The sequence below is a fragment of the Acidobacteriota bacterium genome, from assembly GCA_016713675.1.
GTDB lineage: Bacteria > Acidobacteriota > Blastocatellia > Pyrinomonadales > Pyrinomonadaceae > OLB17.
Window position 1 is genome coordinate 1737518 of the sequence record JADJOS010000001.1, and the last position, 18171, is coordinate 1755688.

Genomic DNA, 18171 nt, shown 5'->3' on the forward strand with positions numbered 1-18171 from the left:
CGCAACACGCAGCCAAATCAGATGCAGATTTACGCATCATAGGTCGTTCATTATTGGATAAATACTGTTATAATTCACGAAAATTTTGCATCACTTCAGGAGATAAAAATGAAACGAGTACTTTGCCTTTCGGTGTTGATCTTGACGGCAGCGTTTGCCGCATATTCGGACATCGCGCCGGAGAGAACGTCAAAACCGACGCCCGCTCCAAAGTCAGATCCGGTAAAGGCTTATATGTCGATCCGTATGGACTCAAATACAAAGGTCGCCACGCTGAGCATTCCCCGCGAAAAGCTCAAGCAGCTTCGGGCCGAGATCGAGCAGCTTGACAGTGAAAGCGACAATACAGCCGCAGCGACAGGCAGTTTTTCGCGTTTGCAGACCATCGTCAGCGGTGCATTTCTCAGTCTGGCTTTCGTCTTCGGCGGGATCTGGTTTGTTCGCAGCGGCAGATCCGCATCAAGGTCCGGCAAATCGCTCGTGGTTCTGGCGATGATCGGCCTGATCGGAACGACAGCGACTTTTGTTTACGGCAATGCCGGACCGCCGGCTGCGTTGCGAAGCGTATCGAGCACGCTTTTTGACAAGAAAGCTTTCGGCTATTGGACGTCTGCGGGCGGCTCCATCAACCTGACCGTTTCGGAATCATCCGCAGTCGAACTCAATGTGCCGGCTCCGAAGAACTGGCCGAATGATAAAGAGAAAGAAGGCAATAAGGATAATGAATAACCGATCCGTGTCAGTCAATGACCGGTCGCCCGTCGAATAAAAGGAGATAATAATGAAACGAATACTCGCTTTGGCATTGGTAATGATGTTCTGTTCGGTCATCGCTTTCTCGGACATAGCCCGTCCTGACCAAAAGCCGGATCGCACGCCGAAAGTTCTCTATAACGCCACGGCCGATATGTCGATCACACTCGACCGCAATGCCAGCCGGCCTGTGCTGCGGATCCCCAAAACAACGCTCAAGTACCTTCGTGCCGAGCTCGAAGCGGCGGACGACAGTGCAGACGACACAGCTGCAGTGACAACCGGCGGCGGCAGTAACTGGACGAAAACACAGACGATAATTAGCGGTGCGTTTCTGAGCCTCGCTTTTGTATTTGGCGGATTTTGGTTCATTCGTTCGGGTAAGGCGTCGTCTAAGGGCGTTCGAAATCTCGTCGTTGTCGGCGTGATGTCAGGTATCGCGGTGACCGCGACCTATGTTTACGCGAACGTCGGCCCGCCGCCTGTGTCAGGCATTACAAACAAGATCTTCAACCGAAGTGCGATGTTTGGCGGGGATTATGCTCATGAACGGAACATCCGGGTCGAGAAGACCGACGGCGACGAGATCGAATTGATCATTCCCGACCCGCAACCGGCCGCGAACACGGAGAAAATAATAAAGATCTCGCCGGCAAATAACGAGTAGCTTTGCAGGAGGTACGCACCTATCGTTTTGAATTGACGAGCGCACACGTTTTTGTTGGTGCGTTCGTCTTGGCGTGTGCGGTAGCGGCGGCATTGATCGGAAGTTTTCCGTTGGCGGCGTCGATCGCGACGATCTTTGTGTTTGCGGGCGTGCATAACGTTATGGAGTTTCGCTACTTCGCCGCCCGTATGCCGCTGCGTTGGGGCAAGTCGCGATTGTTTTATAGTGTTGGTATCGGCGGCGTGGTAGTCCTTGCCGCCGCCTATCTGACGCTTTGTTTCGCAAGCGGAAATTGGCTATGGAGCGGAGCGGGTTGGGCGATATTCGCGGCGACGTGGAACACGGCGTTCATCCTTTGGGTTGGCTTGCTGTTTTATCTACGCGGCAAACAGCGGCCTAAGAGCGACTGGACTCTTGCATTTCCGGTCGCATTCCTGCTCGCTGCCCTTGCTTGGATCGTGCCGCAATATTGGAGTCTCGCTCTTGTTTACATTCATCCGTTCATCGCGATGTGGTTTCTTGGGCGGCAGATCAGACGGACGAAACCCGAATGGCTTAGGGCGTATCATTTCTGTTTGGCAACGATCCCTGTTTTCGTGATAGCGATCTGGCTGGCGTTTTCGTCGCGGCCGAATCTGTCTGAGGAGACAAATCTTTTCTGGCGAATTTCACAGCACGCGGGCAGCGAGATACTACCGGGAATTTCAAGTCATGTTCTGGTTGCGACGCACGTATTTCTCGAGTCGATACACTATTTCGTCTGGATATTGCTGATACCTCTGGTCGATCGCCGTGCGATCCCGTGGCGGTGGAGCGAGATACCGCTTCTGTCGAACAAACGCGGGTTTCCGAAGATCGTATTGACCGTTTTTGCAGTCAGTGTCGTTTTGGTGATCGCGTTGTGGTTCGGTTTCGCAGTTGATTACACAACGACGCGCGACATCTATTTTGCGTTTGCCATTGCCCACGTAATGGCGGAATTTCCGTTCCTTATTAAGATGTTGTAACCGCGAAATACGCAAAAGATCCGAAAAATGAGGAAATGGCAGTGACAGCGTGAGTTCCTGAATAAATTGATCTCTTAATTTATTTATTTTCGCAACTTTCGCGGTAAAAACTCTTATGTTCCTTTTTGACGAGGTCGATTTTGTACAAACCCAGAACTTGCCGCTGGGTGATCTGTGGGCGTTTCTGCCGCTCGGTTATCTTGTCACGATCTTGATCGAAACTCCGATCCTATTCTTCGGTCTCTCGCAAAAGCTGACGACGAGGCAAAAACTTGCTTGCGGCGTTTGGCTTACGGCGTGTACATATCCGATCGTCGTCCTCGTTCTACCGGCGATCTTTTTCGGTCAGTCGCGTGCATTGTACTTGCTCGTGGCTGAGATATTCGCTCCGTTGGGCGAGTGCATACTGTTTTGGCTTGCGTTTAGAGGCAGAGATATTCTGGAAAAAGGCGACTGGACGCGATCATTTTCGGCAATTGTGATCGCTAACCTTGCATCGTTCGGATTTGGCGAGATAATGAACGCAGTAGGCTGGTTTGGCCTCTTTTAAGCATATGCGAAGTTCAATTATCACATTATCGTTATTTACAATTTTTTTGCTTGTGCAGACATCTGCCGGGCAGAGCGGCTACGTCACGTATTACAATTCGCGTTTTGAGTATTCGATCAAATATCCGACCAAGGTCTTTGTCCCGCAGGAAGAATCAGCGAACGGCGACGGCCGCGTTTTTCTGGCAAAAGGCGGGGCCGAGCTCCGTGTCTGGGGGCAATACAATGCCTTGATGGACACGGTGCGGGAGGCATACGAAAAAGATTTGAACGAATACGGCCGAGGGGTCACGTACAAGGTTTTGCAAAATAGCGGCTACGTCATCTCAGGCACAAAGGGAAACAAGGTCTATTACCAAAAGACGATGCTCAACGGTTCTGACGGTGACGGCGGGGCGGTATTCGCTACATTCACGATAGAATACAAAAAGACCGAAAAGGCAAAGTACGACCCGATCGTGACCAAGATCGCGGCGTCGTTCAGGTTCGATTGAGATGACCGAAAACGCCCGCGTCCTGCGAATAACCGAAATTTTCCTGTCGATCCAGGGCGAATCGTCGCACGCCGGGCGGCCGTGTTCGTTCGTGCGTCTGACCGGGTGTCCGATGCGTTGCGTTTGGTGCGACAGCGAATATACATTCACCGGCGGCGAGCGTCTGCCGTTCGACGATATCTTTGCGAAACTCGATGGATACGGCTGCAGCCTCGTTGAGGTGACGGGCGGTGAACCGCTTGCTCAGAGGTCGGCTTTTCCGTTCATCACCGAACTTTGCGACCGCGGATATGAAGTGCTCATCGAGACCGGAGGCTATGTTTCGACCGAAGACGTCGATCCGCGTGCGAAGATCATCCTTGACATAAAATGCCCGGCGTCAGGCGAGGCTGAGCGGAACCACTGGCCCAATCTCTTTCGCCTGCGGCCCGACCTCGACGAAGTAAAATTCGTCGTTGCTGACATCGCTGATTGGGAATTTGCGAAAGAGACGATAGCGAGATACGATCTGGCTTCGCTAACAAAGGAGATCCTTATTTCGCCCATCCACGGCATCGACATGCGACCCATTGCTGAGTCGGTCGCGAAGAGCGGTCTGCCAGTTCGTTTCAATTTGCAGATACACAAATACGTTTGGGGAGCGGATGTTCATGGCGTGTAGTTCTATCGTTTTGGTTTCAGGCGGAATGGATTCGTGCGTAACGGCGGCGATGGCGCGATCTGAAAATGACGAACTGGCGTTCCTTCACATTTCATATGGACAGCGAACTGAGGCGAGAGAACGAAAGGCGTTCAACGACATCGCCGATCATTACGGCATTAGGCAACGGCTAGATGTTTCGATCGAATATCTCGCCAAGATCGGCGGTTCTTCGCTGACCGACGCGAATAACGCCGTCACTGAGGCCGACCTTGCATCGACCAAAATTCCGACCAGTTATGTCCCGTTTCGCAATGCAAATATGCTCGCGATCGCGACCAGCTGGGCCGAAGTGATCGGTGCAAGCTCGATCTACATCGGAGCCGTGGCCGAAGACTCAAGCGGTTATCCCGATTGCCAGCCCGAATTTTACGCGGCGTTCCAAAAGACAATAGACACCGGCACAAAACCTGACACGCGTATCGAGATCCGTACGCCCATCATTGAACTTTCGAAAGCCGAGATCGTTCAAAAGGGAATCGACCTCGACGCACCGCTGCATCTGACGTGGTCATGCTACCGCAGCGAGCAGCTTGCGTGCGGCACGTGTGATTCGTGTGCGTTGAGGCTGCGTGGTTTCAAGCTGGCAGGTGTGACGGATCCTATCAATTATTCCGGTTCCTGATTGCCGGTCAATTCCGCCTTTTTCGCCTCGAGTTCGGTGATCTTCGCCTGCAGTCCTAATATCTCGGCATCAATATCGGCGATCTGTATCCCACCGGCACTGAGTTTGTGAAACACCGGCGTTATCACGGTGATCGAAGCGATCAAGATCGACAATACGCCGATGATCCGCGAGACCAGATCGCTGTCACTGGTCGGTTCGAACCACAGAATATAGAGCAGTATCGCGTCCAACACGGCGACAAACACAAACGCGGCGATCTGCGACCACGCAAATCGGCGGTCAAGCCGAGCGATCGACAGCAGCGACAGATGGGAACACGAGACTGCGAGCATTACTGCGGTAAGCGTTGCTTTGATGAAATTACTGTTATCATCGAGCACGTTCCAGATGATCAGGAATACCATCAACGCGGAAACGAGCGACAAGACAATGCCCGCAAGCGGCAGATTACGCCCGCGTCCCGTTTCATAATAGGCACCGCACGCGAGCCCCAAAATGCTTGTCACCGTGACCGTCAGCGTCGTCAACAGTACGCGAACCTCGAGCTCGCCAAAATTGCCGAACAAGATCACGCCAATTCCCAAAAGGGCACTGATCGCAACCGACGTTATCAGAAGATAAAGAAATACGCGCTTTAGATTCATGGCGCGATTATACGCCCTTTTTTGTGAAATGAATGTGAATTTTCAGATCGCCAAATGTTCGCGGCCGATCGTAAGTCCGGCCAGATCGCCGAGAGCCGCAAACATCACATTCTCGGTGCGAAAATGTTCGCTTGCGAGAGCGTGAATGTCGCCGGTCGTGACGGCGTTGATGGCGTCGAGGGCTTCGTCGAGTGAGATCTGGCGTCCGTGGACCATTTCGGATTGGGCGAGCGTGGCGGCACGCCCGGCGGAGTCTTCGAGGCCGAGTAGAATCGAGGCGGTCGTTTGGGCCTTGGCGAGGTCGAGTTCGTCGTTGATCACGCCGTTCTTGGCGAAATCACGCATCTCGGCGACGGCGAGTTCGACGACCTCTTCGACTTGATCCGGCGACGTTCCGGCAAAGACCGAAAACATCCCGACGTCCTGATACATCACAGCCGAAGCCCCAACGCTGTATGCAAGGCCGCGTTCCTCGCGTATCTTCTGCCACAATCGGCTCGAAGTTCCGCCGCCGATGATATTTGAAAGCAGATCGGCCGCATATCGGCGTTCGTCGGTCGCCGAAACGAGCGGCGTCGCGATGATCAGGTGTGCCTGTTCGAGGTTTGGGTTTTGCTTGATCACGATCGGCGCCGCGAGCGAAGGAGTTGAGAGTGCAAGCTTTAGCTTGTCCTCAGCACCCAGAGAAGACAGGCTGAAGCCTGCACTCTGAACCAACTCGACGAGCGCCTCATGATCCACATTCCCCGCGGCGGCGATCACCAGATTCGACGCATTATACGTCTCGACAAAATATTTACGCGTCTTTTCGCGGTCAAAAGATCTTACTGTTTCAGGCGTCCCCGCGATCGACAAGCCCAACGGATGCGAGCCAAAAACGGCTTCGTTGAAAAGGTCGCCGAGATGGTCTTCGGGCGAATCTTCGACCATTTTCATCTCCTCGATGATGACCTTTTGTTCGGCCTTGAGATCGGCCTCGTCGAAACGCGGATTTACGAGCATATCGGCGATCAGGTCGAACGCACGCGGCAGTTGGTCGTCGATCACCTTGATCGCAAAGCCCGTTTCCTCGTGCGAGGTGAATGCATCCAGATTCCCGCCCAAACGGTCTTGCTCGATCGCGATGTCCAATGCTGTTCTCTTCGCTGTGCCCTTAAATACCGTGTGCTCAATAAAATGCGAGATGCCGTTGAGCTCCAACGGTTCCTGCCGCGAACCGACGCGAAAAAAGAACCCAAGCGTCGCCGAACGGACGCCCGGCATACGGTCGGTGAGAATAGTCAGGCCGTTATCAAGACGTGTTTGTTGTATTTCTTCTTTCATTTGCGAAAGGATAGAGCCTAACATTTCGACTGCGAAAAGAAAATTTGAACGCGGACGGAATAGAACGCGGATGAAGCGGATTTAGCGGATTTACGCGGATAGAAAAAACTAAGCCAATCCTTGTCCTCATGGGCGAAAATCCGCCTAATCCGCTTCATCTGCGTTCAAAAAGAACTTCACTGCGAGATCGCGTTGAATAGTAGAGGAAATGTCGCCAGCGACTGGCCGCGATATTGCGGGCGGAAGCCGAATAGGATTATCTTGCCTTTGCCCATTGTGACCTCGACGAGTGCGGCCTTGCCCGCGATCCTCTCGGCGCCGAGTGCCCAGCCGGAGAGGAGGATCTGTTTCGGGTCGGTCGGATAGCGGGCGATGACCCTTATGTCAGAACCGCCTGCGTTAGTGGGCGGCTTACTCGTCGCGGCGTTCGTGCCCCCCACTAACGCAGGGGGTTCTGACAATTCAAACGCGGGCGAGTTTTCGAACCATGCAATCGATTCTTCGGGCATGGCTTCAGCTAGAGAATTAGCAATATCGAGTTCCGTGCGGAGGATTGAACCGGGGACGTAGAAATCCTTTCGTGCGAGACCCTTGGTCACGTTTTTGATCGGAAGGTTAAATTGTTCGATCGCAAAATCCGACGAACGATTCAGAAATACAAGCGTCCCACCAGCCTCGACAAATTTCTTGAGATTTGCGATGCCATCTTTACCTACGCCGCCCGTAAATTCATCCGGCATCGAGCCTTTTGCGTAGCCGTTAAGTATCTGGTTGGCAGGTTGATCGGGGAAAATGATCGTGTCGAAAATGGGTACCGATTTTCGGAGCATTGAGTCACTAAGCGATTTCGCTCCGATTTTCCACCGGTGTGCGAATGTATATTGCTGCAAGACCCATTGTGTCCAACCGAAATCCATAGTCGGTACCGACGACTTGAAGACTGCTGTAGTCCGGGGCAACGATTCTTCTATGTAATCCCCAAAAGATCCAGTTACAATCGGCTTGTGCCTGATATTTTGAAAGATCGGAGTGACTTCGAAATTCATCAATAGATGTAAGCTGTGCGCCGTCACATCGTAAGGAGGTATTGGGACGCCATGGTCATCTAACAAATTAGGGTATACTTGCCGCTCAAGCATCGCCTTCGCAAACGCAGAATAAGGTTGGTCCATTCGAATCACAAACTCATATGGCCAAGGTTTCCCGCGACTGTGAATATTTTTCCGAATTCCTGCGGTATCGATTATCGATACAGACGCACGCCGAAGAATTGCCCTCAATGTATCAGCCTCTGTGGAATGAACCCGCACTTGTAAGGCACTCAACTCCCCATCCTTCCTCGGCCGCACCGCTTCTTTGCCGATCTCGTAGAATCTCGTCAGCCATTTTTCGCGATTCGTGGCGGCATGCATAAGTAGCGCGTTGGCGGCGGTGGTCATGTGGTCGGTTATTTTGCGTAGGTTCCATTCGCCGCCTTTCCAGACGGGGCCGAAGTTTGGGGATTCGACCTTTGGGTCGTAGCCGTCGTCGGGGGCGACGCGGAGGTTTTCGAATTTGATGTTGACGGGCGTTGCGAGGCGTGCGGAGGCCGTTTCGCTTAGGATGCGGACGCCGCCGTGGTAGTGCGAATAGGCGCGTGCGGGTGTCCAGGCGTCGTAGGTCGAGTTGGTGGTGATGCCCTGGTAGCCGAGGCCGCGCATCGATTCGGCCATGTATGTGCCGAGCTCGGTGTAGCCTTCGACGATCTGTTTTGGCACGTTCGGCTCGACGGGCGGCATGTACGGCGGCAGAAACATTCGCGCTCCGTTCGCGCCCTGTTGGTGGATGTCGTGGACGATCTGCGGGTGCCAGACGTTGTGGATCTTATCGACCGTGAGCTGCGTCTCGACCTGCGTAAACGCATACCAGTCGCGGTTGTTATCGTGGCCGACGTATTTGTGATAAAGCTCCGGCGGCTCTGTGCCTTCGAACGGCGTGCCGAGCGTTTTGTCGTACCAGTTCTTGACAATATCGACGCCGTCGGGATTGAGGCTTGGCACGAGGAGAATGATCGTGTTGTCGAGGATCTTCTTAACGTCGGGATGATCGACCATTGCGAGTTGATGTGCGATCAGCATCGACGATAGCGTCGAACCGACCTCGGTCGAATGCACGCCGCAGGTGATGAGGACGATGGTCTTGCCCTGCCCGGCAAGCATCTGAGCAACAAGGTCCGGAGCCATCTCCCGGCCGTTGCGAAGGCGGATCGTTTTAATTGTTCGCGGGTCGGCGAGCTGGGCATTGATCTGTTTATATTTTTCGAGGTTCCTGAGATTTTCGGGGCTAGAGATCGTCGCATAGACAAACGGTGCTCCCATCGTGGTCTTGCCGATCTCCTCGAATTTCACACGGTCGCTGGCCGCGTCGAGTTTCTTAAAATAATCAACGATCTGAGCCCAACTCGCGAGCTTTCGGTCATCGCCCGGAGTGAAGCCGAGAGTGTCCTTTGGGGCGGGAATGGTCTGAGCGGCGGCTGAAAAAGCCAACAGAAACACTAAACCGCAGAGACACAGAGACGCGGAGAATTTAGTGACAAAATTCATGTTTAGACACCTCGATTTGACGAATGTAATTTACCACAATTCCTGATATTCCTGATCCGATCGATCTCTTTCCACCGCGTCTCCGCGTCTCAACGGTAAAAATTCCCTAAATCACTTGCTTGTAAGGTGAATGCAATGTAAATTAAGCCAAGTTCCAATTCCTTTCCCCGATTAAAGCCCACAGTGAGGGCGACAGACATACAACCAGGAGACCAAAAGGCATGAAGAATCCTTTTCTCGAGAATTTCCGCCCATATATTCCGGCATCTGTTACCCATTTGCGTGAACTGAGTGCATTTCCGCTGATCGTCGGCACGCTGCTCGGTATCATATTTGGAGCGTCATCGCTTTATCTCGTGCTGAAGACCGGGCTAACGGTTTCGGCGTCGATACCTGTCGCTGTTATTGCGATCACGTTGTTTCGTCTGTTGTCGAAGGCCGGAATGCGCGATGCGACTATACTTGAGGCGAATGTGATGCAGACTGCCGGATCGGCCGGTGAATCGATCGCTTTCGGCGTCGGTGTGACGATGCCTGCGATCTTGATACTCGGGTTTGACCTCGATATATGGCGTGTGACGTTGGTCGCCGTTCTCGGCGGCCTGCTCGGCATCCTGATGATGATCCCGCTGCGAAGAGCGTTGATCAAGGACCAGCACGGCCTGCTCAAATATCCCGAAGGCACAGCGTGTGCACAGGTGCTGATCGCGGGTGCCTCGAAAGAATCGCGAGAGGCTGCACACCAAGCCGGAGGCGACTCGGCGAGCGACTCGGAAGTTTTGCACCGCGGCAAGATCATTGCCGCCGGTTTTGGGCTTGGTTTCATTTACAAATCGGTGATGGACGTCTTCAGTGCTTGGCATCCCGAGCCGGGCAAGGACCTGCCGGATAATTTTCTCAAAGGCGGCTCGGTCCACCTTGAGAACAACCCCGCTCTGTTGGGCGTTGGTTACATCATCGGGCCGTATATCTCGGCGATCATGCTCGGCGGCGGTATGCTTTCGTACCTTGTGCTGATTCCGCTGATCAAATATTTCGGTTCGCTTGCGGAATCGCCATTGGCACCTGCGGTCGGCAAAAATATCGCTGACATGTCGCCCGGCAACATTCGCGGCGAATATATCCTTTACATTGGTGCGGGAGCCGTTACGGCGGCCGGTATCATCTCACTCGGACGTTCTCTGCCTACGATCTGGCACGGCCTCAAATCAGGCCTTGCGGACCTTCGCGGCGGCGGCACCGAGGCTGACGGTTCTGCACTGCCGAGGACCGATCAGGACCTTTCGATGAAATATGTCATCATCGGCGTGATCGTTCTGCTGGCGGCGATCCTGCTTTCGCCTCAGTTGGGCCTGAGCATTTTCGAGCATCCATTCGTCTCGGTGATGGGAGCGGTGCTCATTATCATTCTCGGGTTTTTGTTCGTGACGGTGTCTTCGCGGCTGACCGGTGAGGTCGGTTCTTCGTCAAATCCCATCTCGGGAATGACGGTCGCAACTCTTTTGTTCACGTGTCTCGTCTTCCTGTTTCTCGGCTGGACAGCACCCGATCCGTATTTCGTGACGGCTCTTTCGATCGGTGCGATCGTTTGTATCGCAGCATCTAACGGCGGCACGACGTCACAGGACCTGAAGACCGGTTTCCTTGTCGGCGGAACCCCGAAAAAACAGCAGATCGCAATTCTTGCCGGTGCCTTGGCGTCGGCCGTTGTTCTCGGCCCGCTTCTGCTTTATTTGAACACTGGCGGTACGTACTACCAGAAGGTAGAACCAACGGTATTCCCGGCAGCATTCAGCGTGACCGAAGATAAGCTGTTTCGCGAGCACGGCCAGGTCAAAAAAGAGCGCGTCGCGACGGGTGATTTTGCGGCGGATACAAATCAATATTCGGTTTGGCAGAATACTGACCCGAAGAGCGGCCAGATCGGTAAATATTTGGTCGACCCTCAAGGCCGTCCGGTTTATCTTGTCGATCCGGCGATCAACGGTGTCGTAAAGGAAGACGCGAACGGCAATAAGCTGACACGATACGACGCGCCAAAGGCGACATTGATGAGCTACATAATCAAGGGCGTCCTTGGGCAGGATCTGCCGTGGGGGTTGGTCCTGATCGGGGCGATGATCGCGATAATGCTGGAGATAGTCGGTGTCCCTTCGCTTGCATTTGCGGTTGGGCTCTATTTGCCGATCGCGACGTCGATGCCGATATTTATCGGCGGTATGGTCCGCAAGGTCGTTGATATTTATCTTAAGAAGAAACTCGCGGAGAAAGATCTCAGCGAAGACCAGATCGTTGCGGAAACCGATAAATCACACGGCGTACTTATGGCGTCGGGTTATATCGCGGGCGGTGCGATCGCAGGTATACTGATCGCGATCTTTGCGGTAGTGCCGTGGCTTAAGGACATTCAGGACGGCTCTGCCCGCTGGGCGAGCGAGAGCAATCCGTTCTTTGCCGGCGATTCGGCATGGTGGCTGGGAGCCATTCCGTTCCTGCTCCTTGCAGTCGTGCTCTACCTTGTAGGACGCGAACGCCTGATGGCTCAGCCGAAGTCCGAAAAAGACTGAACTTGGAAAGTAAAATTTTGTTTTACCTTTTTGTGCGCGGTACGTATAATGTAAATATTCGTACCGCGCATCTTTCTTTCGTGCGGTTCCTCAAATCAGCGTTCAAAAAATTGCGAGAGATGATAAAACGAGTTAATTTGTACAGCTCACAAAACGCATTGATGCGAATAGCGTTTGCGGCTTTCGTACTTTCCTTTGTATTCTCGTGTTCCGTTGCCGAGCCGAAGGCGAATGCAAAGGCGGCCGATGTTACGGCAGTTACGAATACCGCAGATCCGCAGCCAAAAGGTGCAACGATACCTATCGACAAGGACGGCCCGGCTGATACTGTGCGTTTGTTTTACGCCAAATTGCGGGAAAAGAAGTTTCGCGAGGCATTGTTCCTAACAAATCTTCGTCCGGCGATCGAGAGCCTGACCGATGCTGAACTCAAAGATTTTTCGCTCGATTTCGAAGCGATCGCCGGCGATGTTCCGGCCGAGATCGAGATCAACGGCGAGATCATCTCCGGTGAGGTCGCCACCGTGACCGCAAATTTCCCAAACAAGGAAACCGGCAAGGTCGAGGCACAGTCGATCAAACTGCGAAGCGAGAACGGCGTTTGGGTGATCCTGACGGTCGAGGGCGATGCCGAAAAGCGCATCAAGGCCGAGGGCAAAAACTACTTCTACAACTTGCGGATAGAGACGAAAGAGGACGAGGCCAAGAAAATGCTCGAACGCATCTCGAACGCCGAACTTGCATACTCGCTTCAGAACGGCGTCGTTGCAGAATTTCCCGTGCTCATCCAGGCCGGCCTATTGCCGGACGACGTATTGACGAGCGAATCAACCGGCTACAATTACGCCGTTCATCTGACCGGAGACAAGCGCCGATATTTTGCGACCGCCACACCGGCGGAATATGGAAAAAGCGGAAAACGTTCATTCCTGTTGGAACTCGATCAAAAGGGAATATCCAAGGTTACCAGCAAGGACAACGGCGGAAAGCCGTTGAAGAAGTGAACACTGTGTAACGTTTTTGATAAAACGTGTTGAATTGTTGATAAAAACGCGTTATAGATATACTTCTCTCTCGGTTGTCCTCAGAAATCGATGATACGCAGACTGATCTCGAAATTTAACCGAACGCTGTCCGAGCGGCTTGTCTCGTCACGGCGAAAGTTCGGGGCTCCGATGCGTGTTTGGTTCGAGCCCGAGATAAATTCGCCGCATCATCACGAGATCGCAAAAAATATGGCAATTCCCGGTGAGACGGTCGATCTCAGCCGCACGGGCGTTGCGTTTCTCGTAGCTTCGATCCGCGATAGTGAGAAATATCTGGTCGGTCAGGAACGTAAACTCAATATCGAGATCGACCTTCCCTCTGGCAAGGTAACGATGCAGGCCATAGGCCGCCGTTACGAAAAGGTAGGTGTGCATCTATCGATGGAAAAATTCCTTGTGGGTGCCCATATTATTCGTCTTGAGAGCGAAAGCAACGCAACGTACGATCATTTCCTACGAAACGGCGCCGGCCGTCGAAAGCGCACGTCCGGCAGCCTTGAACTCGGGATGGATTAACCGGATTTGTAGATCATGTATGTAAAGTGTGAGGATTTACCTCGCACTTTTTTGTTTTTGACCCGACTATCGTATTTAATCTAAATATGAGCAAAACGGTCGGGATCGGAATTATCGGAACGGGTTTTCGCGTCGCGTGCAGATACCGGCGTTTCTTGCGTGTGCGAATACCCGCATCGCTTCGGTCGCCAGCGGTAGTCTCGAAAACGCCAAGGAGACGGCCAAAGAATGCGGTGCTGAGCATTTCACTGCGGATTGGCGTGAGACGGCGGCACGCGACGACGTCGATCTCGTATGCATTACCACCCCGCCGAATCTGCATCGTGAAATGACGATCGCCGCCATCGAGCACGACAAACACATACTCTGCGAAAAGCCGATGGCGATGAATGTTGCGGAGGTTCTCGATATGATCGAGGCAGCAAAGGACAAACCGCTGCTGACATTGATCGACCACGAACTGCGATTTCAGCCCGGACGTCAGGCTGTTTACAAAATGCTCCGCGACAATGTGATCGGAAAGGTCCGGCATGCGAAATTTATCTTTCAGGCACCGCATCGCGGCGACCCGAATATCGCGTGGAACTGGTGGTCGGATGCCTCGGTCGGCGGCGGAGCTTTGGGAGCGATCGTCTCGCATATCATCGATTCGTTCAATTGGTTCCTTGGAACTGACGTTGCAAGTGTCACGTGCCAACTGCAGACACACATCAAGCAGCGGCCCCGCAGCGACGGCGAAATGCGCGCCGTCACAAGTGATGACGAATCGAACATGCTGCTCCGTTTTGCAGACAGCGAACTTACTGACGATGCAACGGGCCTCGTCTCTGTTTCAATGACCGAATATCCAAAATACAAGAACCGTCTCGAGTTCTATGGTACGGACGGAGCGATCCGGATCGATCATATCGGAGACGTATTTCTCGCGAGGGCGGGAGACGACGATTGGAGCGAGATCAAAGTTCCGTTGGCAGCCAATATCCCGGGCGTTGCCGACACCGGCTTTGCACGCGGTTTCATGGACTTTGCACCGCACATCATCGACGCAATCACCAGCGGTAAGGTGCTGATCGAGCATGCAGCGACCTTCGAGGACGGGCTGCGGGTGCAGCGAGTTTTGGATGCCGCCCGAGAGTCGAATGCTTCGGGGAGAAGGATCGATGTTGGCGGAAATACGCGAGTTGACGCATGAGCAAATGGCCTGTCCGCACGATGGCACCAAATTCCTCGCTGCAAACGCTTGAATATTCCCGGCAATAGACCTAATATTTACGAATTAGACAAATCCCCTCATTCCATCAGATATAAGTTATAGCGTTCATCGAGGTTGTTATGAAAAAAGTTGTTATTGCTGTATGTTTGGCTGCGGTCGCGGTCATCACCATTTTGTTTTGGTCTCCGATCTCGAGCACTTTGGCTCAGATCGATATTTTTAACGACCGTGAACCTGACATTCCGGCGATGCTGCGTAATGCTAAAAACTCGATCACAAAAGAGGAATTTCTCGAACAGCGGGCCATCTCATTCGGCATCAGGCGTGGGATCAATAACGACATGCCGGTCGACCCTCAGGAACGCCCCAGAGCACTTGCCGAGATGGACAGGCAAGCTGATTCGCTAACAAGACGGCCCAATTCGCCCGAAAAGAACGCGTTGCTTGCACCTTGGACGGCCATCGGCCCTGCGCCGATCATTGCCGGCGGAGCGAGGTACTCGGGCCGGGTGATCGCGATCGCGGTACATCCGACAAACCCTGACATCGTGTATGTCGGTGCGGCACAGGGCGGGCTTTACCGCTCGACAAACGGCGGAGCGAGTTGGTCGGCCCTTATGGATGGGGCCCAGAGTCTGGCGATCGGTGCGATCGCTATTTCCAAATCTGATCCTGAGATCGTATATGTCGGTACAGGCGAGCCTAACTTCTCAGCGGATAGCTTTTTCGGTGTTGGTGTTTATCGCATCAATAACGCTTCGACCACAGCCAATTTGACGGGACCGCTCAATAAGGACTCCGGAAACGCCGACGTCTTTACCGGACGCGGAGTGGCAGAGATCATCGTTCATCCGACAGACTCGAATACGATCTTTGTTGCTACAACGTCCGGAGTCGGCGGTATCGGCGGTGCGGCGAACAATATTTTGCCTTCACGCGGAATCTACCGGTCAACGAACGCCGCCGGTGCTACCCCTACTTTTGCCAAGTTGACCGGCCTCGCGGCGAATGTAAATGCCAGCGTTCGTGATCTCGCTATCGACCCGAATAATCCGAACATCCTCGTTGCCGGACTGGTCGCAGCCGGGCCCACCGGCGGCATTTACCGCTCGGTCGATGCTCTGGCCGCAAATCCGACTTTTACGCAAACCCAGTCGTACACCGGCACTTCGACCAGCGAATTGACAACGGAACTTACGTCGATCCATCCTCCGGGCGACACCGATGCCACATTTTATGCCGCCACCGGCAATCTGGGCGGAAGGGTTTTGCGATCTACTGACGGCGGTGCGTCGTGGATACAGCAGGTTGACAACAATTTCTGCACACCACAGTGTTTTTATGACGTTGCTATCGCCGTCGATCCGACGAACGCAAGCCGCCTGTATCTTGGCGGTTCGCCTACTCTGATAGCCGGTTTTTCGACAACTGCCGGTACGGGATTTACCGAGGGCGGTTCGGGCGTTCACGTCGACACACAGGCCATCGAGGTTGCACCGTCAAATCCGGCGGTTGTATACCTCGGTACGGACGGCGGTATCTACAAATCTACGAACAGCGGAGCGAGCTACACTCACTTGAATACGGCCGAGTTCTTTGCGACTCAGTTCATGGGCCTTTCGGTCCATCCGACCGATCCGAACTTCACGATCGGCGGTACTCAGGACAACGGGACCAATTTCTTTGATCCCACTGGAACTAGCTGGAACCGAGTTGACGGCGGTGACGGCGGCTATACGGTAATTGACCAAAACGCTGTAGATAACACAAATGTCCGGATGTACCACACCTATTTTAGTCAAACAAATAATGTGGTCGGTTATGCAACGCGGGCCACGACGTCAGGCGGTTGGGGTTTCCGAGGCTGCAACAGTGGAACGCCGAACAACGGCATCACGTGCGGCGATGCGGTATTGTTCTATGCCCCGCTCGAGAGTGGCCCCGGCAATCCAAATTCTGTCTATTACGGAACCGACCGTCTCTATCGCACCATTGATAACGGAACCAACCATACGGTTGTAAGCCAAGCCCCGATCACGGCCGGCGTGCCTATAAGTGCTATCGGCATTTCGCCGCAGGATGACAATATACGTATCATCGGTCAGAGAGCGGGCGGCCTTTTTGGTACAAATACGGGAAGCTCTACACTCGATAATTACGATCCGACAGGGCAGGTTACCGACGGATTCATCTCCCGAGCGGTGATCGACCCGAATAATTCTGCGATCGCGTACGTTACTCTTTCGAATTTCGGCGTCCCGAATGTATTCAAGACGACAAACTTGAACACCGGAGCGCCCACTTGGACAAATATCTCCGGAACGATCCCAGCAGTGCCGGTGAGTGCTTTTATCGTCGATCCGACGAACTCGAACACACTCTATGCCGGAACCGATATCGGTGTTTATGTCTCGACCGACGCCGGTGCGAACTGGACGCCGTTTGGAACGGGCTTGCCGCGTGTCGCGGTCTTTGACATGGCGATCGCCAATGGTTCCCCCCGGAAGCTCCGCGTAGCCACTCACGGCAAGGGTATGTATGAGGTCAGCCTGGCAGCCTCGCTGATCCGTTCGCCATTCGATTTTGACGGCGATTCGAAGACCGACCTTTCGATCTTCCGTCCGGGCCCGGGCGAATGGTGGTATCTTCGTTCGTCCAACGGCAGCAACGGGGCGGTCACGTTCGGTAACTCGACGGACAAATTGGTTCCGGGCGACTACACCGGTGACGGCAAGGCCGACGTGGCGATATTCCGACCCTCGAACGGCAACTGGTTCGTGCTGCGTAGTGAAGATTTCTCATTCTTTGCTTTCCCGTTCGGAACGGACGGCGACGTTCCGGCGCCCGGTGATTATGACGGCGACGGCAGGACCGACGCGACCGTTTTCCGTCCTTCGACCAGCACCTGGTTCATTCAGGGGTCCGTGTTCGGCACGGTTATCCAAACTTTCGGTACGGCTGGAGATGTGCCGGTCAACGCTGACTACGACGGCGACGGCAGATCTGACATTGCTATTTATCGACCTAGTTTGGGTCAGTGGTGGATCCAGCGAAGCACTGGCGGCTCAGTTTTTGCGGTCACATTCGGAGCAAATACGGACAAGACGGTCCAAGGCGATTTCACCGGTGACGGCAAGGCTGACATCGCCATTTGGCGGCCATCGAATGGTAATTGGTTCGTACTTCGCAGTGAGGACCTGAGCTTCTTCTCGTTCCCGTTCGGCACCACCGGCGATGTCCCGACGCCGGGCGATTATGACGGTGATGGCAAGTTCGACGCGGCAGTATTCCGGCCGACAGGCTCAACCTGGTTCGTCCAACGCTCGACCGCCGGCACGCTCATTCAGGCATTCGGAACGACCGGCGACCTCCCGGTTCCGAACGCATACGTGAGGTAACCCTTTCGGCTGCTTAACAGAAGCTGACCGGGAAACACGCAAAAGGACGCGAAAGAGAACAAATTGTTCTTTCTCGCGTCCTTT

At 53.8% G+C, this 18171-nt stretch carries 15 protein-coding genes; 12 read left to right on the top strand and 3 right to left on the bottom strand.

Annotated elements, in window-relative coordinates; translation table 11 throughout:
• Positions 1 to 108: 108 nt before the first annotated feature.
• The 7 genes from IPK01_07890 to queC all read left to right on the top strand — a co-directional run bounded on the left by IPK01_07890 (position 109) and on the right by queC (position 4795).
• Positions 109 to 729, top strand: a complete 621-nt coding sequence (locus IPK01_07890) for a hypothetical protein (protein ID MBK7933414.1) — start codon at positions 109 to 111, stop codon at positions 727 to 729.
• A gap of 52 nt (positions 730 to 781) precedes the next feature.
• On the top strand, positions 782 to 1420 hold the full coding sequence (locus IPK01_07895; GenBank protein MBK7933415.1) for a hypothetical protein: 639 nt from the start codon (positions 782 to 784) through the stop codon (positions 1418 to 1420).
• A 2-nt stretch (positions 1421 to 1422) separates the two neighbouring features.
• Positions 1423 to 2427, top strand: coding sequence for a hypothetical protein (locus IPK01_07900; GenBank protein MBK7933416.1), 1005 nt, complete (start codon positions 1423 to 1425; stop codon positions 2425 to 2427).
• A 115-nt stretch (positions 2428 to 2542) separates the two neighbouring features.
• Positions 2543 to 2977 (top strand): hypothetical protein, encoded by a 435-nt coding sequence (locus IPK01_07905; GenBank protein MBK7933417.1) that lies wholly within the window; start codon positions 2543 to 2545, stop codon positions 2975 to 2977.
• A 4-nt stretch (positions 2978 to 2981) separates the two neighbouring features.
• The gene (locus tag IPK01_07910) at positions 2982 to 3470 is read left to right on the top strand and encodes a hypothetical protein (GenBank protein ID MBK7933418.1); all 489 of its coding nucleotides are present in this window, start codon (positions 2982 to 2984) and stop codon (positions 3468 to 3470) included.
• Position 3471: 1 nt separating this feature from the next.
• Positions 3472 to 4131, top strand: a complete 660-nt coding sequence (locus IPK01_07915) for a radical SAM protein (GenBank protein ID MBK7933419.1) — start codon at positions 3472 to 3474, stop codon at positions 4129 to 4131.
• Positions 4121 to 4795, top strand: a complete 675-nt coding sequence (gene queC / locus IPK01_07920; GenBank protein MBK7933420.1) for a 7-cyano-7-deazaguanine synthase QueC — start codon at positions 4121 to 4123, stop codon at positions 4793 to 4795. Before IPK01_07915 ends, queC begins: the two co-directional genes overlap by 11 nt.
• Here queC and IPK01_07925 read toward each other — a convergent pair.
• The 3 genes from IPK01_07925 to IPK01_07935 form a co-directional block, all read right to left on the bottom strand.
• Entirely contained in the window at positions 4780 to 5442 is a 663-nt protein-coding gene (locus IPK01_07925; GenBank protein MBK7933421.1) for a hypothetical protein, read from the bottom strand. The genes queC and IPK01_07925 overlap by 16 nt on opposite strands.
• A gap of 42 nt (positions 5443 to 5484) precedes the next feature.
• Positions 5485 to 6765 (bottom strand): insulinase family protein, encoded by a 1281-nt coding sequence (locus IPK01_07930; GenBank protein ID MBK7933422.1) that lies wholly within the window; start codon positions 6763 to 6765, stop codon positions 5485 to 5487.
• Between the two features lie 176 nt (positions 6766 to 6941).
• Complete coding sequence (locus tag IPK01_07935; GenBank protein ID MBK7933423.1) at positions 6942 to 9347, bottom strand: hypothetical protein; 2406 nt, start codon at positions 9345 to 9347, stop codon at positions 6942 to 6944.
• Positions 9348 to 9568: 221 nt separating this feature from the next.
• Here IPK01_07935 and IPK01_07940 point away from each other — a divergent pair, with 221 nt between their 5' ends.
• The 5 genes from IPK01_07940 (at position 9569) to IPK01_07960 (ending at position 18087) form a co-directional block, all read left to right on the top strand.
• Positions 9569 to 11914: an oligopeptide transporter, OPT family gene (locus IPK01_07940; protein ID MBK7933424.1), complete on the top strand. Its 2346-nt coding sequence runs from the start codon at positions 9569 to 9571 to the stop codon at positions 11912 to 11914.
• 161 nt (positions 11915 to 12075) lie between these two features.
• Positions 12076 to 12918, top strand: a complete 843-nt coding sequence (locus IPK01_07945; GenBank protein ID MBK7933425.1) for a hypothetical protein — start codon at positions 12076 to 12078, stop codon at positions 12916 to 12918.
• Positions 12919 to 13008: 90 nt separating this feature from the next.
• A complete protein-coding gene (locus IPK01_07950; protein ID MBK7933426.1) occupies positions 13009 to 13476 on the top strand; it encodes a hypothetical protein in 468 nt (155 codons plus the stop codon).
• 136 nt (positions 13477 to 13612) lie between these two features.
• Positions 13613 to 14668, top strand: coding sequence for a Gfo/Idh/MocA family oxidoreductase (locus tag IPK01_07955; GenBank protein MBK7933427.1), 1056 nt, complete (start codon positions 13613 to 13615; stop codon positions 14666 to 14668).
• Positions 14669 to 14808: 140 nt separating this feature from the next.
• Complete coding sequence (locus tag IPK01_07960; protein ID MBK7933428.1) at positions 14809 to 18087, top strand: VCBS repeat-containing protein; 3279 nt, start codon at positions 14809 to 14811, stop codon at positions 18085 to 18087.
• Positions 18088 to 18171 lie beyond the last annotated feature (84 nt).